Below are 24850 nucleotides of genomic sequence, written 5' to 3'. Positions count from 1 at the left end.
GTCTGCCGAGCCTAACCGACGATGACGTCGGTCGCCTCGTCACGGTCCGGGAGGGTCCACCGCACCGACGTCCCGCCGCCGGGGGCCGGCTCCAGCCAGACCCGCCCGCCGTGGTGCTCGACCACCCGCTTGACCAGCGCGAGCCCGATGCCGGTGCCCGAGTAGACGTCCTTGGGGTGCAGCCGCTGGAAGATGACGAAGACGCGCTCGGCGTACTGCGGGTCGATGCCGATGCCGTTGTCGGTGCAGGACAGCTCCCAGCCGGGCTCCGGCCCCTCGACCCGCCGCGCCGACAGGTGCACGCGCGGCGGACGGCCAGGGTCCCGGAACTTCACGGCGTTCCCGACGACGTTCGCCAGCAGCATCGTCAGCAGCGCCTTCTCCCCCCGGACGACGGGCAGCGGGTCGTGCGTGACCTCCGCGCCCGCCTCGACGATCCGGCGCTCCTGGTCGTGCCGCACCTGCTCGAGCGCCCGCTCGAGGTCGACGTCCTCGGGCTCGCTGCCGGAGCGCCCCACGCGCGAGAAGCTCAGGAGGTCCTGGATGAGCCGCTGCATGCGGCGCGCGCCGTCGACGGCGAAGGCGATGTACTGGTCCGCCCGCTCGTCCAGCTGCTCGCCGTACCGCTTCTGGAGCAGCTGGGTGAAGCTCGCCACCTTGCGCAGCGGCTCCTGCAGGTCGTGCGAGGCCACGTAGGCGAACTGCTCGAGGTCGCGGTTCGAGCGCTCCAGCTCCTGGTTGGAGCGGGCCAGCTCGCGCGCCTGCTCGGCGAGCTGGGCGTGCGCGCGCTCCGTCTCGCCGTGCGACGCGCGCACCTCGGCCACCTGCTGCACCAGCTCGCGGCGCATGTGCTCGACGTCGGCCGCGAGCGCCGCGACCTCGCCGGTGCCCTCGACCCGGATCTCGTGCTCGTGCTCCCCCGTGCTGGCGGCCCGCACCGAGTCCGCGAGCCGAGCCAGGGGCCGCGTCACGCCCCGCTGCAGCGCGCGCCACATGAACAGGCCCATGACCACCACGAGCAGGACGAGCACGATCACCACGACGAGCAGGGTGAGGTTCCACGCGTGGGCCGCGTCCATCGCCTCGTCGCCCGCGCCCACCCGCAGCAGCACCAGCGAGCGCTGGATCGCGACGAGCGCGACGGCGAGCGCGAGCAGCAGCACCGCGCCGACGATGAGCAGCAGCCGCAGGACGACGTCGTGCAGCGGGCGCTCGCGCCTCACGGGCGCGCCCACTCGGCCGAGTCCGCGAGGGTCGAGGACCGCTCCCCCAGGTAGGGCGTGTCGTGCCCGGTCCACCCGACGACGAGCAGCGCCGCGTCGTCGGTGAGCGGGCCGCCGTGCAGCGCGCGCACGCGTCGCAGCACGCGCTCGACCACGCCGACGATGCCCTGCCGCTCGAGGTCGTCTCGCACCAGCTCGTGCAGCCCGGACTGCCCGAGGCGCGGCACCCGGCGCCGCAACGGACCCACGCGCGCGGGTCGCTCGCCGTGCAGCGCGACGAGCCCGAGCGCGTCCTTGCCCAGGCCGTCCAGCACCGGCTCCGCCGCCGCGTCGGGGACGCCGCCGTGCCGCACCTCCGCCTCCACGAGCCCGTCGGTGTAGAGCATGAGCGCGAAAGGGCCGTCGAGCGCGATCCGCCGCGGTTCCCACCCGCCGTCGACGGGGACGCCGAGCGCCCGCCCCCGACCGGTGGGCGGCAGCAGCTCGCAGCGCAGGTCCCCGACCGGCCCCGTGATGAGCAGCGGCGGCAGGTGGCCCGCCAGGTAGAGGTCGATCCCGGAACGGTCGGGGGCGACGACCACCTGACAGAGGGTCACGAAGACCTCCGGCCGTGCCCGCTCGGTGAGCAGCACGCGCTCCAGGTGCTCGAGGATGCGCTCGGGCGGCGTGCCGGTGAGGACGAGGGTGCGCCAGGCGGTGCGCAGGGTCGCCCCGAGCGCCGCCTCGTCGGGGCCGTGGCCGGCGACGTCGCCCACGACGGACAGCACGGACCCGTCCGGCCGCTCCACGGTGTCGAAGAAGTCGCCGCCGAGCAGGCCGCCGCCGCCCGGCAGGTAGCCGACCATCACCGAGACGCGCTCGTCGCCGACCAGGGGCTTCGGCAGCAGGGCCCGCTCGAGCCGCGCGGTCTCCTCGGCCCGCACCGCGCTGCGGTAGAGCGCACGCTGCTGTGCCGCGGACCGGCGCCGCTGGAGCGCGTAGCGCAGCGACCTGCCGAGGAGCCCCGAGTCCGTCTCGCCCTTGACGAGGTAGTCGTCGGCCCCCGCGGCCACCGCCTGCAACCCCTGGTCGCCGCCGGTCAGGCCCGTGAGCACCACGAGGGCGGGCACGTCGTGGACGCGCTCGGCGACCTCGCGCAGCCGCGACACCGCCGTCAGCCCGACGGCGTCCGGCAGCCCGAGGTCGAGCAGGACGCAGTCGACCCCCGGTGCGCCGCCGGGCCGGGAGAGGGCGTCCACGGCCTCCGCCACGGACCGGGCGCGCCGCAGCACGACCGTGACCTCGGCGTCCTCGAGCAGCTCGGTGACGAGCAGCGCGTCCCCGTCGTCGTCCTCCACCAGGAGGACAGTGGCGGCCGCGTCCTCGGCGGGTCCGTCGGACCCGGATCGCAGGACGTCGCCGCTGCTCATGGGCCTGATCCTAGCCCCGGCCCTCCGCTCCGGGCAGGTGTCCGGGGCCCGGCGCGTCGCCGCCCGGCGCCGGACGGTGCCCGCGGGCGGCCCCGGCATCTGCAATGATGGTCCGCCGCCGGGGCCGCACCGTCGTCAGAGCGCGGCCCGAAGGACGCTGGGGAGGATGCGTGGCAGGCAGGCAGGACGAGCTGGCACGCGAGCAGGAGGTCGTCGACGGCCTCTACGCCCGACTGGACGAGCTGCGACGCGCGACGCGCGACCGGCTCGCGGAGGTCCGGCGCTCGGGGCCGTCGGGGTCGCCGCAGAACCGGAGCGAGCGGGACGCCTTCGCCACCCTCTACGAGGACCGCGTGGCCCAGCTCGACGCCGTCGAGGACCGGCTCGCGTTCGGTCGCCTCGACCTCGACGACGGCGACACCAGGTACGTGGGACGCCTGGGTCTCGCGGACGCCGAGCACCGGTCGCTGCTCACGGACTGGCGGGCGCCGGCCGCGACGCCGTTCTACCGGGCGACCGCCCTCCACCCCGCCGGGGTCCGCCGTCGCCGGCACCTCGTGACGACCGGACGCGCGGTCACCGGGCTCGAGGACGAGGTGCTCGACCTCGACGCCCTGGCGGACGGCGCCGAGGGCGGCGACGGCTCCCTCGCCGCGTCGACCCTCTCCGGCGAGGGCGCCCTCCTCGCCTCGCTGGCCGCGCGCCGCACGGGTCGGATGACCGACATCGTCGCGACGATCCAGTCCGAGCAGGACCGCATCATCCGTGCCGAGCTCGCCGGCGCGCTCGTCGTGCAGGGCGGCCCCGGCACGGGCAAGACCGCCGTCGCCCTGCACCGCGCCGCGTACCTCCTGTACGCGCACCGTCGCGTGCTCGAGCGCAGCGGCGTCCTCCTCGTGGGCCCGAGCCGCGCCTTCCTCCGGTACATCGACCAGGTGCTGCCCTCGCTCGGCGAGACCGGCGTCGTCGCGACCACCGTGGGCGAGCTGCTGCCCGGCGTCCGGGCCGACCTGGCCGACACCCCCGCCGCCACCGAGATCAAGGGGCGTCTGGTGTGGCGCGACGTCGTGCGCCGCGCCGTGCGCGCCCGCGAGCGCGTCCCGGAGCGCGACGTCCGCTTCCGGCTCGAGGGGTACGACCTCGTCGTGCGCCGCCGCGACGTGCGCGACGCGATCGGCCGCGCGCGCCGCACGCACAAACCGCACAACGAGGCCCGCGCCGCCTTCGTGCGCGACATGCTCGCGCGCCTCGTGGACCAGTACCGCGCCGCGGCCGACACCGAGCTCGCCCCCGAGGACGTCGCGATGGTCACCGAGGACCTGCGCTCCCACCGGGACGTGCGGGTCGCCCTCAACCTCGCCTGGTTCCCGATCAGCCCCGAGAAGCTCGTCGCCGACCTCTTCGCCAAGCCGCACCGGCTGGCGGAGGCCGCGCCCGAGCTGTCCGCGAGCGAGCGAGCGGCCCTCCGGCGCGACCCGGACGCACCGTGGACCGAGGCCGACGTCCCCCTGCTCGACGAGGCCGCCGAGCTGCTCGGCGAGGACGACTCGATCGCCAGGGCCGAGGCCCGGGCGCGCGCCGCCGAGCGCGCCGCGGAGCTGGAGTACGCCCGGTCCGTGCTCGAGTCCACCGGCGCGGGCGGCGGCCTGGTGGACGCCGAGACGCTGGCCTCCCGGTTCGAGTCCACCGGGCCGCGGCTGACGACCGCGGAGCGCGCCGCGGAGGACCGGACCTGGACGTACGGCCACGTGGTCGTCGACGAGGCGCAGGAGCTCTCCCCCATGGCGTGGCGGATGCTGGTGCGCCGCGTGCCCACGCGCTCGATGACGATCGTCGGGGACGTCGCGCAGACGTCGTCGCCCGCGGGCGCCCGGTCGTGGGCCCGTGCGCTGGACCCGGTGCTCGGCGACTCCTGGCGCCTGGAGGAGCTGACGGTCTCCTACCGCACCCCGGCCGCGGTCGCGGACGCCGCGCAGCGGATGGCCGCGGAGGCCGCGCTCCCCGTCTCGCCGCTCACCGCCGCCCGGCAGGTCGACGGCGCGCTGGAGCTCACGCGGGTCACGCCGTCGGGTCCCGCGCGTCCGGTTCTGGTCCAGGAGGTCGTGGACCACGCCGTCTCCCTCGCGGGCGAGTTCGTCGGCTCCGACGGCGCCGGACGGGTGGCGGTGGTGGCCGCGGCCGACCAGGTCGAGGCGATCCGGGTCGCCGTCGAGTCCGCCCTGCCCGACGCCCTCGGGCCGGACGAGGGCGCGCGCCTGCTCGCCCAGCGCCCGGAGGACGCCCAGGTGAGCGTGCTCGACCCGCGCGCGGCCAAGGGGCTGGAGTTCGACGCCGTCGTGCTGGTCGAGCCGGCGGCCGTCGCAGAGGGTCCGGGCGGGGCGTCGGACCTGTACGTCGCGATGACGCGCCCCACCCAGCGCCTCGTCGTCGTGCACGAGCGTGCCCTCCCCGCCGGCATCGTGGAGCTCGTCGCGGCGTGACGCGTGAGGTGGCACCGGACGTGGCACCGGACGTGGCACCGGACATCGCCACCGGACATGGCACCGGACATGGCACCGGACATGGCACCGGACATGGCACCGCAACGGTGAGACGCGTTTGTCGGCGCGGGCCCGCACGGCGCACCATGGCCTCGTGCTGCGAGCCCTCCTTCTCGAGAACGTCCACCCCGTCGCTGCCCAGAATCTTCGTGATGCGGGCATCGAGGTCGTCACGCGCCCCGGCGCGCTCGACGAGTCCGAGCTGATCGAGTCCCTCGCGGACTTCCAGATCCTCGGCATCCGGTCCAAGACCACCGTCACCCGCAAGGTCCTGGAGAGCGTCCCCGGCCTGCAGGCCGTCGGCACCTTCTCCATCGGCACCAACCAGATCGACCTCGAGGCCGCCGCGGCCCACGGCGTGGCCGTGTTCAACGCGCCCTACTCGAACACGCGCTCCGTCGTCGAGCTCGCGATCTCGGAGATCATCGCCCTGACGCGCCGCCTCACGGTGCGCGACAAGGCGCTGCACGACGGTGTCTGGGACAAGACGGCGGAGGGCTCGCACGAGGTGCGGGGCCGCACGCTGGGCATCATCGGCTACGGCAACATCGGCTCCCAGCTGTCGGTGCTCGCCGAGAACCTCGGCATGCGGGTGGTCTTCTACGACACCGCCGAGAAGCTCGCCCTCGGCAACGCGCACCGCGTCGAGACCATCGAGGAGCTGCTCGCCGAGGCCGACGCCGTGACGATCCACGTGGACGGGCGGGCGGGCAACGCCGGCCTCTTCGGGGCGGACCTGTTCGCCGGCATGAAGCCCGGCGCGATCTTCCTCAACCTGTCGCGCGGCTTCGTCGTGGACGTCGAGGCGCTGCGGGAGCACATCCTCTCCGGGCACCTCGGCGGCGCGGCCGTCGACGTCTTCCCGACCGAGCCGAAGAAGCGCGGCGACGGCTTCACGTCGCCCCTGCGCGGCCTGCCGAACGTCATCCTCACCCCGCACGTCGGCGGCTCGACGGAGGAGGCCCAGGAGGCGATCGGCGAGTTCGTCTCCAAGAAGCTGCGCGACTTCGTGGCGACCGGGTCCACGACGCTGTCCGTGAACCTCCCGAACCTCCAGCTCGCGCACACGGGCGTCGGCCGCATCATGCTGCTGCACCGCAACGTGCCCGGCGTCCTCGCCCGCGTGAACCAGGTCTTCGCCGACCACGGCGCCAACATCGAGGCGCAGATGCTCGCGACGCGCGGCGAGATCGGCTATGTGGTGACCGACATCTCGGACGTCACCCAGCGCGGCGCGTCGGCCAAGCTGCAGGCCATGGACTCGACGATCCGCCTCCGCATCCGCGACGCGTTCGAGCGGCCCGAGTTCCCGCCGGGGCCCGCCGCCGGCTGACACCCACCCGGCACCGCACGGCGCACGCGCCGCACGCGCGAAGGGCGGCCCCGGTTCCCCGGGGCCGCCCTTCGCGCGTCGGTCGGTGCTCAGCCCGACTTGCGGCGGAACATCTTCTGCACGGGCCCGGTCGTCTCCGAGCCGTGCACCTGGCCGGTGTTGCCGTCCTTGCCGGCGGTCGGGTGGCTGGCGGCGTTCTTCTTCTCCAGCGCCTCCCGGAAGCGCGCCTTCGTGTCCTCGGAGGGCTTCGCCCTGGAGTCGTCCGTCATCGCGGTCACCTCGTCGTCCGTCGGGGTGGGTGTGCTCGCGCGGCGGGGCCACGCAGCACCTGGTGCCGTCCAGCATGCCCCGGGCCGTCACCCGGCGCCAGGGCATTTCGCCCGGACCGGGCGACCCGGGCGTCAGGCGGTCGTGCCGCCGCTCCCGGCGGTGGCGCGCTCGTCCCGCTCCGCCCGCAGCGAGGTGATAGCCGACTCGAAGTCCTCGAGGGACTCGAACGACTGGTAGACGCTGGCGAAGCGCAGATAGGCGACCTCGTCCAGCTCGCGCAGCGGCCCGAGGATCGCCAGGCCGACCTCGTTCGCCTCGATCTCGGGCCGGCCGGAGGCGCGCAGGGTCTCCTCGACCTTCTGCGCGAGGACGGCGAGGTCGTCGGCGCTCACCGGCCGGCCCTGGCAGGCCTTGCGCACGCCCGCCACGACCTTGTCCCGACTGAACGGCTCGGTCACCCCGGAGCGCTTGGCCACCGACAGGCTGGCCGTCTCGATCGTGGTGAACCGGCGCTGGCACGCGGGGCACTGACGCCGGCGACGGATGGACGAGCCGTCGTCGGAGGTGCGCGAGTCGACGACTCGCGAGTCCGCATGGCGGCAGAACGGGCAGTGCATCGCTGGTCTCCTGCGCTCGGCTCCGGACCGGCGCCCGGCTGCCCGACAAGGTAAGCGGCGGGCGACCGTCCGCGCAAGCAGGATCTCCCGCGGCGGGGGCAGATCCTCGCCGTCAGTCCAGCGGGAGCACCACGACCTGCCCGGTCTGGAGCTCCGCCGACGTCAGCCCGTTGAGGTCGCGGAGCTCGGCGACCACGTCGCGCAGGTCCTCGCCCGTGTCACGCACCTGCTGCGCGTACTGCCAGAGGGTGTCGCCGGGCGCCACGGTCTGGAGCCGGACCTCGACGCCCGTGCCCGGCGACTCGGCGACGGCGCGCTGGCCGAACAGCCCCGCTCCCACGAGCACGAGGAGCACGAGGGCCGCGACCACCACCCGGCCCCTGCGGGTGAGCCGGAGCCCTCCGAGCCCGAGGAAACCGTGCGCGTCGCTGGTGCTGCGTGCGTTCTGCATCGTCCTGCCTCCGGTCCACGCGGTGCCGCCCGGGGCGGCCGCTCCGTCGAACGTCTGTTCGTCGAACACCTGTACGTCGAACTGCTGTACTAGGTGTACCACGTCCCGGCGACACGGTCGAGGCCCGATCGAACAGATGTTTGATGTCGGGCCGGAACTGGCTTAGAGTGGCCGACAGCGCGATGGAAGGTTTGTCGGATTTCATCGGCCCGCCCACGGGCCGCGCCCTGCAGGACGGAGAACGCGATGACCAGCGGACGGGACCAGGCCCCGGCGTCCACGACGACGGCGACGCCATGGGCTGCCCAGGACGAGACACTCGACGGCGCGGCCACGACGACGGCCGGCGCCTCGACGACCGCGCTGGCGTCGGTGAGCGAGCTCTCGCCGTCGTCCGACCGCCTCACGCCCCGCCAGCGGCGCGTGCTCGAGACCATCCGCAGCTCCGTCGAGGCACGCGGCTACCCGCCGACCATGCGCGAGATCGGCGAGGCCGTGGGCCTGGCGAGCCCGTCCTCGGTCAAGCACCAGCTCACCACGCTCGAGCGCAAGGGCTACCTGCGCCGCGACCCCAACCGGCCGCGCGCGATCGAGGTCGTCGACCCCGAGGCACCCGCCATCGACAGGGCCGCGCCCGAGGCAGACCCCGCCCCGGGGTACGTGGCAGGGTCGCTCGCCGCGTCCGACGCGCAGCCGGCCCAGGCCCCGTCCTACGTCCCGCTGGTCGGCAGGATCGCCGCCGGAGGCCCCATCCTCGCGGAGCAGGTCGTCGAGGACGTCTTCCCGCTCCCCCGGCAGGTCGTCGGCGACGGCGACCTGTTCCTGCTCAAGGTCGCGGGCGACTCGATGGTCGACGCCGCGATCTGCGACGGCGACTGGGTGGTCGTGCGCAGCCAGCCCGTCGCCGAGAACGGCGAGGTCGTCGCCGCGATGATCGACGGCGAGGCCACGGTCAAGACGTTCAAGCAGGCCGACGGGCACACCTGGCTGCTGCCGCAGAACGCCGCCTACTCCCCCATCCCGGGCGACGAGGCGCAGGTGCTCGGCCGGGTCGTGGCGGTGCTCCGCAGCCTCTGAGCACCGCCGGTGCGGCCCCGGGCCGTCAGAACCCGAGGCGCTGCTGCACGGCCCGCATGCTCTCGGCCGACGCGCGCAGCCCGGCGACCTCGTCGTCCGACAGCGGGGTGTCGATCGTCTCTGCCACGCCCCGGCGGCCGACGAGCGACGGTACCGACAGGCAGACGTCGCTGATGCCGTAGAAGTCGTCCAGGCGCGAGGACACGTTCATCACGCGGTGCTCGTCGTTGAGCACCGCCTCGATGATCCGGGTGGCCGCCAGGCCGACCGCGTAGTTGGTGGCCCCCTTGCCGGCGATGACGCGGTAGGCGGACTCCACGACGTCGGTCGCGATGCGCCGCCGGGCAGCCTCGTCGAGGGGCGGGTGCCCCCGGAAAGGCCGCCAGTCCAGGAGGGGCACGCCGGCGATCGTCGCGGAGCTCCACAGCACGATCTCCGAGTCGCCGTGCTCGCCCGCGATGTTCGCGTGCACGTTCCCGACCGCCACCCCGCAGTGGCGGGCCAGCGCGTCGCGCAGCCGCGACGAGTCGAGGACGGTCCCGCTGCCGAACACCCGCCCCCGGGGCAGGCCGCTGATCTCCTGCGCGGCGTAGGTGACGACGTCGACCGGGTTGGTGACCATGAGGAACACGGCGTCCGGGGCCACCTCGAGGAGGCCCGGCAGGATGGACCGCGTGAGGCCGACCGTCGCCTCGGCCAGGTCGAGGCGGCTCTGTCCGGGCTTCTGCTTGGCCCCCGCCGTCACCGCGACGATGTCGGCGCCGCGGCAGACCTCCACGTCGTCCGAGCCGTCGATCTCGGCCTGAGGGATGAACATGCCCCCGTGCCGGAGGTCGAGCACCTCGGCCTCGACCTTCGCGCGGTTGACGTCCAGGAGGGCGACGGACCGGGCCGCGCCCCGGGCCAGCGCCGCGTACGCGAGGGTGGAGCCCACCGCGCCCGCTCCGACGATCGCGAGCTTGGTCGTCCTGCGTGTCTCGTCCACGGCCCCACGCTAGGTGTCGAGGCGCCGGAGCGCAGCGCGGACGAGTTCCCCGTCCGTGGTCGGCCAGAAGTCGGGCATGGAGCGGGTGAGGAAGGACCCGTAGCGGGCGGTCGCGAGGCGTGGGTCGAGCACGGCCACGACGCCGCGATCCTCGCCCGTGCGCACGAGCCGGCCGGCGCCCTGCGCGAGGAGCAGCGCGGCGTGCGTGGCTGAGACCTGCATGAACCCGTTGCCGCCCGCCTGCTCCACCGACCGGGCCCGCGCCGCCTTCACCGGGTCGTCCGGGCGCGGGAACGGGATCCTGTCCACGAGCACCAGCTGGCAGCTCGGGCCCGGGACGTCGACGCCCTGCCACAGCGAGAGGGTGCCGAAGAGGCAGGTCGCGGGATCGTCGGCGAACGCCTTCACGAGGGTCGGGAGCTGGTCGTCGCCCTGGCACAGCACGGGGACGTCCAGCCGCTCGCGCATCGCCTCCGCGGCGGCCGTCGCCGCCCGGCGGGAGGAGAACAGCCCGAGCGTCCTCCCCCCAGCGGCCTCGATCAGCCCGGCGATCTCGTCGAGCTGGGCGTCGGTCGTCGGCTCACGTCCGGGCGCCGGCAGGTGCCGCGCCACGTACAGGATCCCCTGGCGCGGGTAGTCGAACGGGCTGCCGACGTCGAGCCCCGCCCAGTCCGCGGTCTCGTCGGAGCCCCCCGAGCCCGCCAGGCCGAGCGACCGCGCGACCGGGTCGAAGGTGCCGCCGAGGGTGAGCGTCGCCGAGGTGAACACGCCGGTCGCCTCGCCCAGCAGGTGCGTGCGGATCAGCCCCGCCACCGCGAGCGGCGCGGCATGCAGCCGCGTCACGCCGTCGCCCGCCCACGGCGCGTTCTCCGGCGGGCGCGAGCACCACAGCACGTCCGCCGTCGTGTCCTCCGCCGCCATCCTCTCGGCGACCTCGAAGAGCTGCAGGACGGCGGACTGCGCCATCTTCGTGCCGGCGTCCGGCGCCTCCTGCCCCTTCCCCGCGCCCTGGGGCTTGAGCCGGGTGAGAAGCTCGCGCGCCGCGTCGCGCACGGCGCCCACCGCGGCGCGCAGGTCGTCGGGGAGGCCGAGGGGGAACCGCTCCGCGGGCGCCGTGGCGAGCAGGTTGCCCAGGCGCTGCGACGCGGCGTCGAGCGCCTCGGTCTCGGTGCCGCCGTGCCGACGCGCGAGGCGTGCGGCGTGCTCCACCACCGTCAGGGAGAGGTCGACGGTGGCTGCCGCCGTCACGCGCTCGGCGAGCTCGTGCGCCTCGTCGACGACGACGGCGTCGTGCTCGGGCAGCACGCCCGGGTTCCCCGAGACGGCGATGCCGAGCATCGCGTGGTTGGTGACGACGACGTCCGCGTCCCGGGCCGCCGCACGCGCCCGCTCGGGGAAGCACTCCGCCAGGAGCGGGCAACGCTGCCCCAGGCACTCCAGCGCGGTGACGGACACCTGGCGCCAGGCCTTGTCGGGGACCCCGGGCACGAGGTCGTCCCGGTCGCCCGTGTCGGTCTCGTCGGCCCAGGCGTGCAGCCGGCGCACGTGGTCGGCCAGCGTCGCGGTGTCGTCGGCGCGCCCGCCGCGTCCGCGGGGGCCGGGCGGCGCCGGGTGCTGCTCGGCGGCCGCGCCCTCGCCGGGGCCGGGGTCGGCCGGGAGGTCGAAGAGCGTCGCGCCCTCGACCGGGTAGCCCCCGGTCACCTTGTGCTTGCACAGGTAGTTGTGCCAGCCCTTGAGCAGCGCGACCTTGGGAGGGCGGGGCAGCTTCGGCCCCACCGTCTCGGCGACCAGCGGCAGGTCGCGCGTGACCACCTGGCGCTGCAGCGCCAGGGTCGCGGTGGAGACGATGACGCGCCTGCCGTCGACGACCGCGTGCCGCACCGCCGGGACGAGGTACGCGAGCGACTTGCCCGTGCCGGTGCCCGCCTGCACCAGCAGGTGCCGGCCCTCGTCGACGGCCTCGGCCACCGCCTCCGCCATGCGGCGCTGACCCTCCCGCCGTCCGCCGCCGAGGGCCCCCACCGCCAGGTCGAGGAGCTGCGGGGCGTCGGGGGCGTCGGCGGAGGTCACCCGTCGATCCTAGGGCGCCCCGCCGACCGTCCGGGGCGCCGCCCACAGTCGGGTCGACGACCGGTGGGCGGCGACCACGGCGGGCGGTCAGCCCCCGACGGCGGCGGCCTTGAGCTCGGCCGCGAGAGCCTCGTCCACGCGACCGCGCAGGCGGGTGCCCTCGGCCAGGTGCTCCTCGGCGACCGACCCGCCGGCCTCGTGCACGCGGTGGACCAGGTCGCCGCGGGAGTACGGGACGACCAGGTCGATCTCGACGTGCGGCTGGGGCAGCTCGGCCGCGATGAGCTCCCGCAGCTCGGCCATGCCCTCGCCGGAGTGCGCGGACACGACGACGCTGCGCCGCTCGCGACGCTGCACCCGGCCGACGACGGCCGGGTCGGCGACGTCGGCCTTGTTGAGCACGACGACCTCGGGCACGTCCGCGATCCCGGGGATCTCGGCGAGCACCTCGCGCACCGCGGCGATCTGGCCCTCGGGGTCCGGATGGGAGGCGTCGACCACGTGCAGCAGCAGCGCGGCGTCGCCCACCTCCTCGAGCGTGGACCGGAACGCCTCGACGAGCTGGTGCGGCAGGTGCCGCACGAACCCGACGGTGTCCGTGAAGGTGTACGGGCGGCCGTCCTCCGTGCGGGCCTTGCGGACGGTCGGGTCCAGCGTCGCGAACAGGGCGTTCTCGACGAGGACGCCCGCGTCGGTGAGCGCGTTGAGCAGCGACGACTTCCCGGCGTTGGTGTAGCCGGCGATCGCCACGTTCGGCACGCCGTGCCGCTTGCGGTCCAGACGCTTGGTCTCGCGCCCGGGCGCCATGGCGGCGATCTCGCGGCGCAGCTTGGCCATCCGGTTGCGGATCCGGCGCCGGTCCAGCTCGATCTTCGTCTCGCCGGGGCCGCGGGATCCCATGCCGGCGCCCTGGCCGCCCACCTGGCCACCGGCCTGGCGGGACATCGAGTCGCCCCAGCCGCGAAGGCGCGGCAGGAGGTACTCGAGCTGGGCGAGCTCGACCTGGGCCTTGCCCTCCCGCGACTTGGCGTGCTGGGCGAAGATGTCGAGTATCAGCGCGGTGCGGTCGACCACCTTGACCTTGACGATGTCCTCCAGCGCGCGGCGCTGCGACGGGGCCAGCTCGGTGTCGGCCACCACGGTGTCGGCGCCGACGGACGCGACGACGTCGGCGAGCTCGGCCGCCTTGCCGGACCCGAGGTACGTGCCCGGGTCGGGCTTCTGACGACGCTGCAACAGCCCGTCGAGCACCTGCGAGCCCGCGGTCTCGGCGAGCGCGGCGAGCTCGCGCAGCGAGACCTCCGCCTCGCGGGCCGCGGCCTCGCCGCCGGAGTACAGGCCGACGAGCACCACGCGCTCCAGGCGGAGCTGGCGGTACTCGACCTCGGTGACGTCCTCGAGCTCGGTGGAGAGCCCCGCGACGCGGCGGAGCGAGATGCGCTCCTCGAGGTCGAGCTGGTCGCCGTCGTGGGCGGTGTGCACCGTGGCGCCCTCGGACCGCGCCGTCCCGGCCCGTGCGAGCACCCGGGCGACGACGTCCTGCGCGATCGCCTGGGCGTCGCGCTCGGCCTCGCGGCGCGCGTCCGCCGAGGTCTCGGCGCCGGAGGCCCCGGCGGTCTCGTCGGCCTGCGGGGTGTCGGGGTTGGTCGGGGTGTGGGTCAAGGTGTGCCTCTCGGGTCGGGGTCGGCGGTCCGGCCGCCGTAGGAGTACAACAAGGGTCCCACGCGAGACAGTCCCGGTGGAGAGTTTTTCCCGCGCGGGCCCGTCCGGCAGTTCTGCGGGTCGGGCGCCGGAGACGACGCCGGAGGCGACGCCCGGGACCTAGGATCGCGGGGTGAGCGAGCAGCCCGACCACTACTTCACCGCGCAGCCGGCCTCCGCCGCCGAGCGCCGTCGCGCCGTCGTCGAGCTCGCCGGCCGGGAGGTCGAGGTGGACGTCGCCTCCGGCGTCTTCTCCCCCGGCGGCGTCGACAAGGGGACGCGCGTGCTGCTGCGCGAGGTGCCCGCCCCGCCCGCCTCCGGCGACCTGCTCGACCTCGGCTGCGGCTGGGGACCCCTCGCCCTCACGATGGCGCTCGCGTCCCCCGGGGCGACCGTCTGGGCGGTGGACGTCAACGAGCGGGCGCTCGACCTGCTCCGCTCGACCGCGGCGCGCCTCGGGCTGGAGAACGTCCGCGCCGTGCGCGCCGAGGACGTGCCGGACGGCGTGCGGTTCGCCGCGATCTGGTCGAACCCCCCCATCCGCGTCGGCAAGGCCGTGCTGCACGACCTGCTGCGCGCCTGGCTCCCCCGGCTGGCCCCGGACGCCGCGGCGTGGCTCGTGGTGCAGAAGAACCTGGGATCCGACTCGCTGGCGCGCTGGATCGAGGCCGAGCTGGGCCGCGGCGTCGAGCGGGCGTCGTCGTCCAAGGGCTTCCGCGTGCTCCGCGTCGACTGACCCGCGACGCCGCCGTTGCTCAGAGCTCCCCGAGCTCCGTCTCGCCGCTGAACACCAGCTCCGCCGGGCCGGCGAGCTCCACGTGCCCGCCGTCGAGCAGCCGCACCCGGACGAGCCCGCCGGGCACCTCGACCTCCCAGATGTCCGGCACGGGGCCGTCGGCGCCAGCCACGGCCCACGCGCGCACCGCGAGCGCCGCGGCGCACGCCCCCGTGCCGCAGGACTGCGTCTCCCCCACCCCGCGCTCGTGCACGCGCATCCGCACGTGCCCGACCGCCCGCCCGTCGGGGTCCACCGTCTCGGCGAGGGGCACGACGAGCTCCACGTTCGTGCCCTCGGGGGGCAGGGGGTCGACCTCGGGCGCGCGGGTCAGGTCGGTCTCGGCGAGCTCCGACGGCCGCGCGAGGGCGACGACGGTGTGAGGATTGCCCATGTCGACGCTCAGCGCCGGGCGCGGGGCGTCCCAGCCCCGCACGAGGACGGCGGCGTCGGCGCCGCGCGTCGCGGCCTCCTGCCCGCCGGGCAGCGCCCAGGGACCCATGTCCACGGCGTACCAGCCGCCGGGCTCCTTGCGGACCCGGCGCACGCCGGCGCGGGTGCCGAGCGCGAGCTCCTGCCCGTCCTCGAGGTCCGCGAGCCCGAGCTGCTCGGCGAACGCGGTGAAGACGCGCACGCCGTTGCCGCACATCTGGGCGACGGAACCGTCGGCGTTGCGGTAGTCCATGAACCAGATGGCCGCGGGCTCCTCGGCGAGCACACGGTCGGCGACCGCCTCGCCGGCGCGCGCGACGGCCGCGGTCGGCGCGAGCCGGATGACGCCGTCGCCGCCGATCCCGCCGCGTCGGTCGGCCAGGCGCCGCACCTGGTCCGGGGTCAGGTCGAGGTCCCCCCGCGTGTCGGCCAGCAGCACGAAGTCGTTCTGGGTGCCGTGACCCTTGGTGAAGCGCAGCGTCATGAGCCCAGACTACGGCGCACGGGCCCCGTCCCGGGCTCGGGCAGCCGCCCGGCGTCGGCGGCGCGCACCACCGCGAGCGCCTCGTCGAGCAGGTCGGGCGAGCCCGCGTCGAGCCAGCGCACCCGCGGGTCCCGGCCGAACCAGCCCATCTGCTTGCGCGCCAGACGACGGGTGTTCGCGACGATCGCCTCGCGCGCGGCCTCGAGCGTGAGCTCGCCGCGCCAGCACGCGAGCAGCTCCGCGTAGCCGACCGCGCGGGCCGCCGTCGTGCCCAGGCCCGCGCCCGTCCCGCCCTGCTCGGCCGAGGCGAGCGACCGCACCTCCTCGACGAGGCCCTCCGCCCACATCCGCTCGACCCGGCCCGCCACGCGGGCGTCGAGCACCTCGCGGTCGCAGTCGAGCCCGATCTGCACGGCCGGGCGGACGTGCTCCTGGCGGGGCAGGTTGGCGGTGTACGGGCGGCCGGTGAGCTCGATGACCTCGAGCGCACGCACGATCCGGCGCGTGTTGTGCGGGCCGATCGACGCCGCGGCGTCGGGGTCGAGACGGGCGAGCTCGTCGTGCAGGGCGCGGCGCCCCTCGCGCTCGGCGCGGTCCTCGAGCCGGGCCCGGACGGCCGCGTCGGTGCCCGGGAAGTCCATGTGGTCGAGCAGCGCGCGCACGTACAGGCCGGAGCCCCCGACGACGACGACGCGCGCCCCGCGGCCCGCGATCGCGTCCAGGTCGGCGCGCGCCGCGCTCTGGTACCGCGCCACGGACGCGTCCTCGAGCGGGTCCAGGACGTCGAGCTGGTGGTGCACGATCCCGCGCCGATCGCCGACCGGAACCTTCGCCGTCCCGACGTCCATGCCGCGGTAGAGCTGGAACGCGTCCGCGTTGACGATCTCGGCGTCGGCGGTCCCCCGCACGGCGCCCTGCGCGCCGGCTCCGGACGGCGACAGGGCCTGCGCCAGGTCGAGCGCCAGGTCGGACTTCCCCGTCGCCGTCGGGCCGACGACGGCGACGACCACGGCCGCGCCGGACCCGCCCCCGCGCGCGCTCTCGGACGGGCTCGCGGTGGGGTCGGGTGCGCTCACGCCCACGACCCTAGCCCGCCGTCCGAGGGCTGTCGGACCGGCTGGTTAGGGTGTCCTTCGCCACCCACCGAGCCCGGCGCGACGACGTGTGCGCCCCGGCTCCCGCACAGGACGAGGACCCATGGCCTTCTTCACCAAGCCCACCGTCGCGGCGACCCCCGCCCCCGCCCCGCTCACCCGGGACCGGCTCGAGGCGCTGATGACGCGCCGCGAGTGGTACTTCGGCATCGACGACGACGGCGACCTCGGCGGGGTCTGGGACGAGAACACGTTCTACTTCCTGCTCGTGGGCGAGCCGGCCGGGATCCTGCAGATCCGCGGCCGATGGAGCCGCACCCTCCCGGTCTCCGAGCTGGGGACGCTCACCGCGCTCCTCAACGAGTGGAACGTGGGGCGCATCTGGCCCAAGGTCTTCGCGCGCCCGGAGGACGACGGGTCGGCCGTCGTCGTGTACGCCGAGGTGGCCACCGACCTGCGCAGCGGCGCGAACGACGAGCAGCTCGAGCGGATCGTCGACTGCGGTCTCGCCACGGGGCTGTCCTTCTTCGAGATGCTGGACGAGCGCTACCCGGCGGCCGACGGCGCGCAGGGGGCGGATCAGGAGGCCGCACGCCCCGCGGCGGGCGACGCGCGGTGACCAGCGGCACCGACGCCTTCCAGGTCGACCTGCGCGGCCTGGTCGAGCTGCTGAGCCGGCACCTGTACTCGAGCCCCCGCGTCTACCTGCGCGAGCTGCTGCAGAACGGCGTCGACGCCATCACCGCGCGCCGCGCCCTGGACGCCGACGCGCCCTCGCGCGTGCTGCTGCGCCCGCTGGACGACGGCGGTCTCGAGGTGCACGACACGGGCGTCGGCCTCACCGCCGACGAGGCCCGCGACCTGCTGGCCACCATCGGGCGCAGCTCGAAGCGCGACGCCGGGCCCGCCGACCCGGCCGACCCGCTCGCCGGGGCTCTCGGCACGGGGTTCGGGGGCGGGCGCGAGGAGTTCCTCGGCCAGTTCGGGATCGGCCTGCTGTCGGCGTTCATGGTCGCCGACGAGATCGACCTCGTGTCGCGCTCCGCGCGTGACCCGGAGGCGCCGCCGGTCCGCTGGCGCGGCTATGCCGACGGCCGGTACGAGCTCACCGAGCTCGACCCCGAGGACCCCTCGGCTCCCGGCGAGCCCGGGAGCGTCGTCCGGCTGCGCCCGCTGCGCGACGCGGAGCACTGGCTCGAGCCCGACACCGTGGCGGCCCTCGCCGCCGACTTCGGCGGGCTGCTGCCCGTGGACGTGTCGGTCGAGGTGCGCCTGGACGACGGTGGCACGGTCAGGCGCCGCCTCAGCGGCGGCGAGCTGCCCTGGCGCGCGACCCATGCGGACGACGCCGAGCGCGCGCGGGCGCTGGCGGCGTACTGCGAGCGCACCCTCGGCTTCACGCCGCTGGCCCACATCGACCTCGACCTGCCGGTCGCCGGGCTCACCGGGGTCGCGTTCGTGCTCCCCGCCGCCGTGGCCCCCACGACCGCCGCGCACCACCGGGTGTCGCTCAAGCGCATGCTGCTCGGCACGGGCGTCGAGAGCCTCCTGCCCGAGTGGGCGTTCTTCGTCCGCTGCGTCGTCGACGCGTCCGCCCTGCGGCCGACGGCGTCGCGCGAGGGGTTGTTCGAGGACGACGTCCTGTTCGCCACCCGCGAGGCGCTCGGCGAGCAGGTCCGCGCCTGGGCCCTCGAGACGCTGGCCGAGCCGTCGCCGCTGGCCCGGTCGTTCCTGTCCACGCACCACCTCGCCGTCCGCGCCCTGGCGGTGCAGGACGACGCCATGCTCGACCTGGCCGCCCGCGTGCTGCCGTTCGAGACGACGGTCGGCACGCGCACCCTCGCGGACCTGGCCGAGCCCGCCGACGGAGGGGCGCCCGCCCGGGTGCTGTGGACCACCAGCGTCGAGGAGTACCGCCGGGTGGCCGCGGTCGCCGCGGCGCAGGGCCTGCCGGTGCTCAACGCGGGGTACGTGTACGACGCCGACCTGCTCGCCCGCGTCGCCCGGCGACGGCCGGGGTGGCGCCTCTCCCCCGTGGTGCCGGGCGACCTCGAGGCCGTGCTGGGCGAGGTGGAGCCGCTGCGCGAGCTCGAGGTGACCGACGCGCTCGCCGCCCTCGGCGACGACCTCGCCGACCAGGACTGCGACGTCCAGCTGCGGGTCTTCTCGCCGTCCGAGGTGCCCGCGATGCTGCTCACCGACCGGGACGGCGAGCACGCCCGCCAGACCCGCGAGGCCGCCGCCCCCGTCGGCGACGCCACGGACGTCTGGGGCTCCGTCCTCGCCGGCCTCGCCGGCCCGGCCCGCGCCCGCCGGCTCGTGCTGAACGACGCCAACCCGACGGTCCGCGCGCTGCTCGCGGCCGACGACGCCCCCGTCCGCGCGGCGGGCGCCCGGTCGCTGTACGTGACCGCCCTGCTCGCGTCCGGCCGGCCGCTGGCCGGCGCCGAGGCGAGCCTGCTCGACCACGCCCTGCGCACGCTGCTCGAGCGTGCCCTGCCCGACGCCCGCACCACCGAGCCCCGCACCACCGACACCGAGGACGACGCCCGATGACCCGCACCCTGGACGAGGCGAACCGCGCCGTCTCGACGATCATGAGCATGCCGTACGGCGTCGCGCGCAGCGCTGCCGCGGAGCAGGAGGCCGCACGCATCACCGCGGAGGGCCCGGACGAGGCCCGCGCGTACGCCCTCTTCGCGCTGGTCGACTCCTACACCTCGACGCCCGAGGCCGAGAAGGCGTTCCTGCCGTTCACCCAGCTCCTGCGCTGGTGGGACGCGCACCCGGAGCTGTTCGACGGCAGCGACACCCACTCGCTGTTCTGGTCGTTCAAGTGGATGGTGGGCCTGCTCGCGCGGTTCCCCTCCGTCCCGACCGCACAGCTCGACGCGACGCTCGACGACATGGAGCGCCGCTACGCGCTCGCCGGGAACGGGACCAGCGCGGTGGCCGGCGAGCGGTTCGCCTGGCTGCGCGCCCAGGGCGCCCCCGGCACCGAGGAGGCCTACCGGACCTGGATCACCACGCCCCGCGACTCCTTCTCGGACTGCGCCGCCTGCCTGCCCGCCGGCCAGGCGGAGTACCTCGCCGAGACCGGCCGCGTCCGTGAGGCGGCCGACGTCGTGAGCGCCGCCGTCGCGTCGGGCGCCACCTGCGGCGACGAGCCCGCGGGGATGGAGTCCCTGCTGCAGCTGCTCCTGCTGGACCTGGGCGACGCCGCGGGCGCCGCGGCCGCGCACCGCAGCGCGATGAGCCACCTCGACGCCGCGGTGTCGAAGGAGATCGCCACCTCCCGCCACGTGGAGTTCCTCGCGCGGACCGAGCACCCGGAGCGCGCCCTGCGGCTCCTGCACGCCTCCCCCGAGCACCTCACGGTGTCCGACTCGCCGGGCGAGCGCCTCGCCGTGCTCACCCACGTCGCGGTCGCCACGGGCGTGCTGCGCGAGACGCACGCCGAGACGCCCGTCGAGCTCGCGGGGGTACCGGCGCGCACGGTCGCCGAGCTGGACGCGTGGGCCCGCGGCGAGCTCACGCCGGTCGCCCGCGCCTTCGACGCCCGGCACGGCACCGACCGGCACGCCCGCCTGCTCGACGCCGCGTGGGAGCGGCAGTCGCGCCGGCTCCCCGTCGAGCTCGGGGTGCTCGCCGCCGCCGAGCGCACGGCCGCCGCGACCGACCCCGTCCCCGGCCCGGCGCCCGACGTGCTGACCGACGGGCTGCCCGTGTCGCTCGCGGGCGCGGACGCAGGCTCCCCCGCCGGCGTCGACCTCGCCGGCCTGACGGACCCGCGCGACGACGCCGACCCGGTCGGCGCCGCTCTCGCGCGGGCGGAGCTCGAGCCTGACCCGGTCGAGGCCTCCGCGGCCTACCTCACCGCCGCCCGCGTGGCCGAGGAGGCCGGGCGGCTCGAGGACGCCGGCTTCGCCCTGGCCGAGGCCGCGCAGGTGGCCGCCGCCCTGGGCGACGACGAGGGCGCGGTGCCCGCGTTCGGGCGGGCGGTCGGCCTGCTCCGGGCCGCGGGGACCGACCCCGCCTACGTCGGCCCCGTGGTCCGGGCCGCCGCCGCGGCCCAGGCTCGCGCCGGCGACGTCGACGCCGCCCTCGCCGCGGTCGAGCGGGTGCTCGGGGGCGTCGTGCGCCCCACGGTCGGCGCGCCCGCGGCTCCGACGCCCGCGCTGTCGGAGGACCTCGCGACCCGCCGCGCCGCGTTCGCCGCCGCTGAGGAGCGGCAGCTGCGCGACGTGCGCGCCCGCCTCCTCGCGACCGCGGGGCAGCACGCCGAGGCGGCGCGCCAGGCGGAGACGGTGGCCGAGGAGTTCGGTCGTGCCGGCCTGCCCTTCGACGCCGCCCACGCGTTCTGGCTGGCGGGCAGCGCGCTCCGGGCCGCGGGCGACGCCACCGCGGCGGTCGACCCGCTGCGGGCCGCGTTGGAGGGTCTCGCGGCGGTGGGCGCACGGGCGGACCTGGCCGCCGTCGCGGACGAGCTCGTCGGGACGCTCCGGGGTCTGGGTCGCGCCGAGGAGGCCGACGCCGTCGCCTCGTCGCTCGTGCCCTGACGCGCGGCGGCCGTCGCGCGACGCCGGTCGCGCCGGGCCGGTGACGCGAGGCGACCCGCCGACCGCCGGACCGGTCGACGGGTCAGCCCGCGCGTCCCTCGGCGACCCCGTAGGACGGCGGCAGGTGATCGTGGCCGCCGGGGACGGTCGTCACGCACCACGACCACCGGCCCGGCGCCACGGCGGCGTCCAGCAGGGCCGAGACCGCCGGCGCGAGGAGCACCGGGCAGCCGGCTCCCCGGTGGGACGCCGGACCGGGCTCCGGATCGGGCGCAGGGTCCGGCACCGCCGCGGCGCCCGGGGTCCCGGGCGCGGCACCCCCCGCGACGACGACCGCGGGCGCGCGATGCAGCGCGGCGACCGCCTCGGCCGGCGCCTCGGCGGCGTCGGACACCTCGAGCACGACGACGTCGGGCGGTCCGCCGTGTCCCGCTCGCCGCAACGAGGCGCGCAGCGCGAGCAGCGCCACCGACGCCGGGACGTGCGCGGGACGGGCCGACGCCGGGTCCGCCCGGGCCCACGCGGCGACCTCGGGCACCCAGCGGTCGGCGACGCCCGCCCCCGCGAGGGACGGCCGCCTCCGGCCGAAGCCGCCTCTCGCCCCCCGAGGCGCGGCCGCCAGCACCACGAGAGGTGCGTCACCGTCCCGGCGCGTCGTCGCCGGGGTGACGGACGCGGCCACCAGCCGGTCGAGGGCCGCGGCCACCGCGACGCGGACGTCACCGAGGCGGTCGGCGCCGCCGCCGGCACCGGGCACGAGCAGGGACGTTCCTGGGAGGACGACGGCGCGGGCTGGCACGCGCCCAACCTACCCTCGCCCTCTCGCTCGCCCTCTTCACGCCCCCGCCACCGCCCCGGCGGGCGGCACGGCCCGCGACCCCGGGCCGTCCGGAGCTCGGCGCTCGCGCCCCGCCGTGGGTCCCGGCGTGTAGCGTGGACGGGTGAGGTTCTTCGGTTCACGCCGGGCAAGCAAGATCCGGCCGACCTCCGTCGGCCGGGAGGACGAGCTCGTGGGCGGCCTTCGGGACGACGATCTCCACGACCGGATCGAGGGTCTGCTCGCCGACCACGTCGGCGCGGAAGACGCGCTGGCCCCGTTGTCGCGCGAGCGCGTGACGGACTGGCTGGAACGGTCCGGTTTCTCCTACTTCGTCGACTCCGACGGAGACGTCGGCGGGCTCTGGCACGGCTGGTTGTTCTACTTCCTCGTGCTGGGCGAGCGGTCGGAGGTGCTCCAGGTCCGCGGTCAGTGGCACCGCGACCTCAGCATCGACCGGCTCGGCGACATCCTCGAGCTCTGCAACGAGTGGAACGCCGAACGGATCTGGCCCAAGACGTACGTGCGCGTGCGCGACGACGGCTCCGTCGTGGTCTGCGCGGAGGTCACCGTGGATGTCGGCAGCGCGGTCGGCGAGGCGCAGCTCGACCAGCTGCTGCAGTGCGGCCTCAGCACGGGGTCGATGTTCTTCGAGCACCTCGACACCACGTTCCGCGACCCGCTGCGGGACGCGTCGTGACCGGCGCGGACCGGTCCGGCACCGCCCGCCGGCTGCTCGGCGGCGTCCGGCGAGCGGCGGACGCGGTCGGTCGCGCCGTGCAGGACGCCGGCGCACGCGTCGCCGCCCGCGCGGAGCGTGCACCCGCGGGCCCGCGCGGCACGACACCGCGGCCGTTGTCCCACTTCCGTGTGGCGGACGACCTGACCCGCCGGGGCTACCGGTTCCGCACGGACGACGACGGCGACGTGACCGGGACGTGGGACGGCAACCGGTTCTGGTTCCTCCTGCTCGGCGACCACGACGAGATCCTGCAGGTGCGCGGCCGCTGGGCCGGCACGGTGCCCGAGGGCGCCCGCCTGGCCGTCCTGCAGGCCGTGAACGACTGGAACCGCGAGCGGGTGTGGCCCAAGGTCTACGCCCGGGCGGAGGGCGAACGACTCGCGCTCTACACCGAGGTGTCGGTGGACTTCGAGCACGGCGCGACGGACGAGCAGCTCGCCGCCACCGTGTCGTGCGGCCTCGTCACGTCGTCGCAGTTCTTCAGCACCGTGGGTGCGATGACGCCCGGCGGGCCGGAGATCGACGACCCGTCCTGAGCCGGCCCGGTTCGGGCAACCCGCCCGGTCAGCCTCGCAGCGAGGGCATCCCGAGCACGACCGGGCCCGCGGACGGCGCCGTGCCGTGGGAGTGCTCGTCCTCTCCCCCGCCGAGGCGCGCCGTCTCCCGCTGCGCCCAGGCGTCGCCCGACCGGGTGCGGCGCACGGCGTACGCGCCGCCGTCGAGCACCGCGTCCGCGACGAGGAAGTGCGGCGCCGACCGCGTGACCCCCACGGTCACGACGTCGCCCGGGCGCGGCAGGCGCGCGTCGAGCGTCGCGGCGTCGGCGAGCCGCGGGTCCTCGAGCGAGGTCGGGGCGCCGGCGAGGCCCTCGGCCCCGGCGGCGACGTCGTCGAGCAGGTCGGCGGGGAGCGCGAGGTGCACGAGCCGGTTGTCGGGGGCGCGTCCGGAGAGCCGGTGCGTCGCGCCGTCCTTCTTGCCGGCACCCTCGGAGACGAGGACGTCGATCGTGCGCCCGACCTGGCGGGCGGCCTCCTCGCCGGCGATGCGCTCCTGGAGGGCCAGCAGGCGCTCGAACCGCTCCTGCACGACCTCCTTGGGCAGCTGCTCCTCCATGGTCGCGGCCGGCGTGCCGGGGCGCGGGGAGTACTGGAACATGAACGCCGAGCTGAACCGCGAGGCCTCCACGACGCGCAGCGTCTCGCGGAAGTCCTCCTCCGTCTCCCCCGGGAAGCCCACGATGATGTCGGTCGTGATCGCGGCGTCCGGCATGGCGTCCCGCACGCGGTCGAGGATGCCGAGGAACCTGGCCGACCGGTACGACCGGCGCATGGCGCGCAGCACGCGGTCCGAGCCGGACTGCAGCGGCATGTGCAGGCTCGGCATGACGTTCGGCGTCTCGGCCATGGCGGCGATGACGTCGTCGGTGAACGCCGCCGGGTGCGGGGAGGTGAAGCGCACGCGCTCCAGCCCCTCGATCGCGCCGCAGGCGCGCAGCAGCTTCGCGAACGCCCCGCGGTCGCCGAACTCGACGCCGTAGCTGTTGACGTTCTGGCCCAGCAGCGTGACCTCGACGGCGCCGGCGGCCACGAGCGCCTCGACCTCGGCCAGGACCTCCCCCGGCCGGCGGTCGCGCTCCTTGCCGCGCAGGTGCGGCACGATGCAGAACGTGCAGGTGTTGTTGCAGCCGACCGAGATCGACACCCAGCCCGCGTAGACCGACTCGCGGCGCGTGGGCAGCGTGGAGGGGAAGACCTGCAACGACTCCGCGATCTCCACCTGGGCCTCGGCGTTGTGCCGGGCCCGCTCGAGGAGGACCGGGAGCGCGTCCAGGTTGTGCGTGCCGAAGACGACGTCCACCCACGGGGCCTTGGACACGATCTCGCCGCGGTCCTTCTGCGCGAGGCAGCCGCCGACCGCGATCTGCATCCCCGGCCGGTCCGACTTGATCCCGGCGAGCTGCCCGAGGTTCCCGTAGAGCCGGGTCGCGGCGTTCTCGCGCACGGCGCAGGTGTTGATCACGACGACGTCGGCGCGGCTGGCCGCCTCGTCCTCGGCGGTGGCGCGCGCGTAGCCGGCCTGCTCGAGCATGCCGGCCATGTGCTCCGAGTCGTGCACGTTCATCTGGCAGCCCAGGGTGCGCACGAGATAGGTGCGCTGGCCGGACGGCTCGTCGGTGGGACGTGCCGACACGGCGGGGCTCTGCGTGGTACTGGACATCGCATCTAGGGTACGGTGCCCGACGGCCGGGCCCCGACGAGGTGACCCAGACCT

The 24850-nt window shown here is 75.8% G+C and carries 21 protein-coding genes; 9 read left to right on the top strand and 12 right to left on the bottom strand.

Annotated elements, in window-relative coordinates; translation table 11 throughout:
- Nucleotides 1-11: 11 nt before the first annotated feature.
- Nucleotides 12-1223 (bottom strand): ATP-binding protein, encoded by a 1212-nt coding sequence (locus ACFCZN_RS14305; RefSeq protein WP_430557185.1) that lies wholly within the window; start codon nt 1221-1223, stop codon nt 12-14.
- Nucleotides 1220-2632 (bottom strand): PP2C family protein-serine/threonine phosphatase, encoded by a 1413-nt coding sequence (locus ACFCZN_RS14300; RefSeq protein WP_430557184.1) that lies wholly within the window; start codon nt 2630-2632, stop codon nt 1220-1222. Before ACFCZN_RS14300 ends, ACFCZN_RS14305 begins: the two co-directional genes overlap by 4 nt.
- Before the next feature lie 170 nt (nt 2633-2802).
- On the opposite strand from ACFCZN_RS14300, the gene ACFCZN_RS14295 reads away from it, so the two are divergent.
- Both ACFCZN_RS14295 and serA read left to right on the top strand, forming a co-directional pair.
- Nucleotides 2803-5112, top strand: coding sequence for a HelD family protein (locus ACFCZN_RS14295; RefSeq protein WP_429762200.1), 2310 nt, complete (start codon nt 2803-2805; stop codon nt 5110-5112).
- A gap of 154 nt (nt 5113-5266) precedes the next feature.
- Complete coding sequence (gene serA, locus ACFCZN_RS14290; RefSeq protein WP_430557183.1) at nt 5267-6505, top strand: phosphoglycerate dehydrogenase; 1239 nt, start codon at nt 5267-5269, stop codon at nt 6503-6505.
- A gap of 89 nt (nt 6506-6594) precedes the next feature.
- Here serA and ACFCZN_RS14285 read toward each other — a convergent pair whose 3' ends face one another.
- From ACFCZN_RS14285 to ACFCZN_RS14275, 3 genes are all read right to left on the bottom strand, one after another.
- A complete protein-coding gene (locus ACFCZN_RS14285) occupies nt 6595-6774 on the bottom strand; it encodes a DUF5302 domain-containing protein (RefSeq protein ID WP_429762202.1) in 180 nt (59 codons plus the stop codon).
- Between the two features lie 132 nt (nt 6775-6906).
- Nucleotides 6907-7392 (bottom strand): transcriptional regulator NrdR, encoded by a 486-nt coding sequence (gene nrdR / locus ACFCZN_RS14280; RefSeq protein WP_430557182.1) that lies wholly within the window; start codon nt 7390-7392, stop codon nt 6907-6909.
- Between the two features lie 112 nt (nt 7393-7504).
- A complete protein-coding gene (locus ACFCZN_RS14275; RefSeq protein WP_429762204.1) occupies nt 7505-7912 on the bottom strand; it encodes a LysM peptidoglycan-binding domain-containing protein in 408 nt (135 codons plus the stop codon).
- Between the two features lie 177 nt (nt 7913-8089).
- Between ACFCZN_RS14275 and lexA the strand changes: the two genes are divergently transcribed.
- Complete coding sequence (gene lexA, locus ACFCZN_RS14270; RefSeq protein ID WP_429762205.1) at nt 8090-8920, top strand: transcriptional repressor LexA; 831 nt, start codon at nt 8090-8092, stop codon at nt 8918-8920.
- 25 nt (nt 8921-8945) lie between these two features.
- Here lexA and ACFCZN_RS14265 read toward each other — a convergent pair whose 3' ends face one another.
- The 3 genes from ACFCZN_RS14265 to hflX form a co-directional block, all read right to left on the bottom strand.
- Nucleotides 8946-9905, bottom strand: coding sequence for an L-lactate dehydrogenase (locus ACFCZN_RS14265; protein WP_429762206.1), 960 nt, complete (start codon nt 9903-9905; stop codon nt 8946-8948).
- Between the two features lie 9 nt (nt 9906-9914).
- Complete coding sequence (locus ACFCZN_RS14260; protein WP_430557181.1) at nt 9915-11975, bottom strand: ATP-dependent DNA helicase; 2061 nt, start codon at nt 11973-11975, stop codon at nt 9915-9917.
- 87 nt (nt 11976-12062) lie between these two features.
- A complete protein-coding gene (hflX, locus tag ACFCZN_RS14255) occupies nt 12063-13637 on the bottom strand; it encodes a GTPase HflX (protein WP_429762208.1) in 1575 nt (524 codons plus the stop codon).
- Nucleotides 13638-13809: 172 nt separating this feature from the next.
- On the opposite strand from hflX, the gene ACFCZN_RS14250 reads away from it, so the two are divergent.
- A complete protein-coding gene (locus ACFCZN_RS14250) occupies nt 13810-14412 on the top strand; it encodes a class I SAM-dependent methyltransferase (protein ID WP_430557180.1) in 603 nt (200 codons plus the stop codon).
- Nucleotides 14413-14431: 19 nt separating this feature from the next.
- On the opposite strand, the gene dapF is transcribed toward ACFCZN_RS14250, so the two are convergent.
- Together dapF and miaA are read right to left on the bottom strand one after the other, a co-directional pair.
- Complete coding sequence (gene dapF, locus ACFCZN_RS14245) at nt 14432-15367, bottom strand: diaminopimelate epimerase (RefSeq protein ID WP_430557179.1); 936 nt, start codon at nt 15365-15367, stop codon at nt 14432-14434.
- Nucleotides 15364-16377, bottom strand: coding sequence for a tRNA (adenosine(37)-N6)-dimethylallyltransferase MiaA (gene miaA, locus ACFCZN_RS14240; protein ID WP_429762673.1), 1014 nt, complete (start codon nt 16375-16377; stop codon nt 15364-15366). The genes dapF and miaA overlap by 4 nt, the downstream gene beginning before the upstream one ends.
- Before the next feature lie 187 nt (nt 16378-16564).
- On the opposite strand from miaA, the gene ACFCZN_RS14235 reads away from it, so the two are divergent.
- The 3 genes from ACFCZN_RS14235 to ACFCZN_RS14225 are packed head-to-tail and all read left to right on the top strand — an operon-like array spanning nt 16565 to nt 21020.
- A complete protein-coding gene (locus ACFCZN_RS14235; RefSeq protein WP_430557178.1) occupies nt 16565-17080 on the top strand; it encodes a YbjN domain-containing protein in 516 nt (171 codons plus the stop codon).
- Nucleotides 17077-19017: an HSP90 family protein gene (locus ACFCZN_RS14230; RefSeq protein ID WP_430557177.1), complete on the top strand. Its 1941-nt coding sequence runs from the start codon at nt 17077-17079 to the stop codon at nt 19015-19017. Before ACFCZN_RS14235 ends, ACFCZN_RS14230 begins: the two co-directional genes overlap by 4 nt.
- Nucleotides 19014-21020, top strand: a complete 2007-nt coding sequence (locus ACFCZN_RS14225; RefSeq protein WP_430557176.1) for a hypothetical protein — start codon at nt 19014-19016, stop codon at nt 21018-21020. The genes ACFCZN_RS14230 and ACFCZN_RS14225 overlap by 4 nt, the downstream gene beginning before the upstream one ends.
- Before the next feature lie 82 nt (nt 21021-21102).
- Here the strand turns inward: ACFCZN_RS14225 and ACFCZN_RS14220 are convergent, their stop codons facing one another.
- Nucleotides 21103-21819 carry a hypothetical protein gene (locus ACFCZN_RS14220; protein ID WP_430557175.1) on the bottom strand — a complete coding sequence of 239 codons (717 nt, stop codon included), beginning with the start codon at nt 21817-21819 and terminating at the stop codon, nt 21103-21105.
- A 142-nt stretch (nt 21820-21961) separates the two neighbouring features.
- Here ACFCZN_RS14220 and ACFCZN_RS14215 point away from each other — a divergent pair, with 142 nt between their 5' ends.
- Nucleotides 21962-22537, top strand: a complete 576-nt coding sequence (locus ACFCZN_RS14215; RefSeq protein ID WP_430557174.1) for a YbjN domain-containing protein — start codon at nt 21962-21964, stop codon at nt 22535-22537.
- On the top strand, nt 22534-23115 hold the full coding sequence (locus ACFCZN_RS14210) for a YbjN domain-containing protein (RefSeq protein WP_430557173.1): 582 nt from the start codon (nt 22534-22536) through the stop codon (nt 23113-23115). Before ACFCZN_RS14215 ends, ACFCZN_RS14210 begins: the two co-directional genes overlap by 4 nt.
- Nucleotides 23116-23143: 28 nt before the next feature.
- Here ACFCZN_RS14210 and miaB read toward each other — a convergent pair whose 3' ends face one another.
- Nucleotides 23144-24796: a tRNA (N6-isopentenyl adenosine(37)-C2)-methylthiotransferase MiaB gene (gene miaB, locus ACFCZN_RS14205; protein WP_429762218.1), complete on the bottom strand. Its 1653-nt coding sequence runs from the start codon at nt 24794-24796 to the stop codon at nt 23144-23146.
- Nucleotides 24797-24850 lie beyond the last annotated feature (54 nt).

This window comes from Isoptericola sp. NPDC056134 (assembly GCF_042264825.1).
Lineage (GTDB): Bacteria > Actinomycetota > Actinomycetes > Actinomycetales > Cellulomonadaceae > Isoptericola > Isoptericola nanjingensis.
The sequence above is the reverse complement of the archived record's forward strand: the minus strand, read 5'-3'. Positions and strand labels throughout refer to the sequence as shown.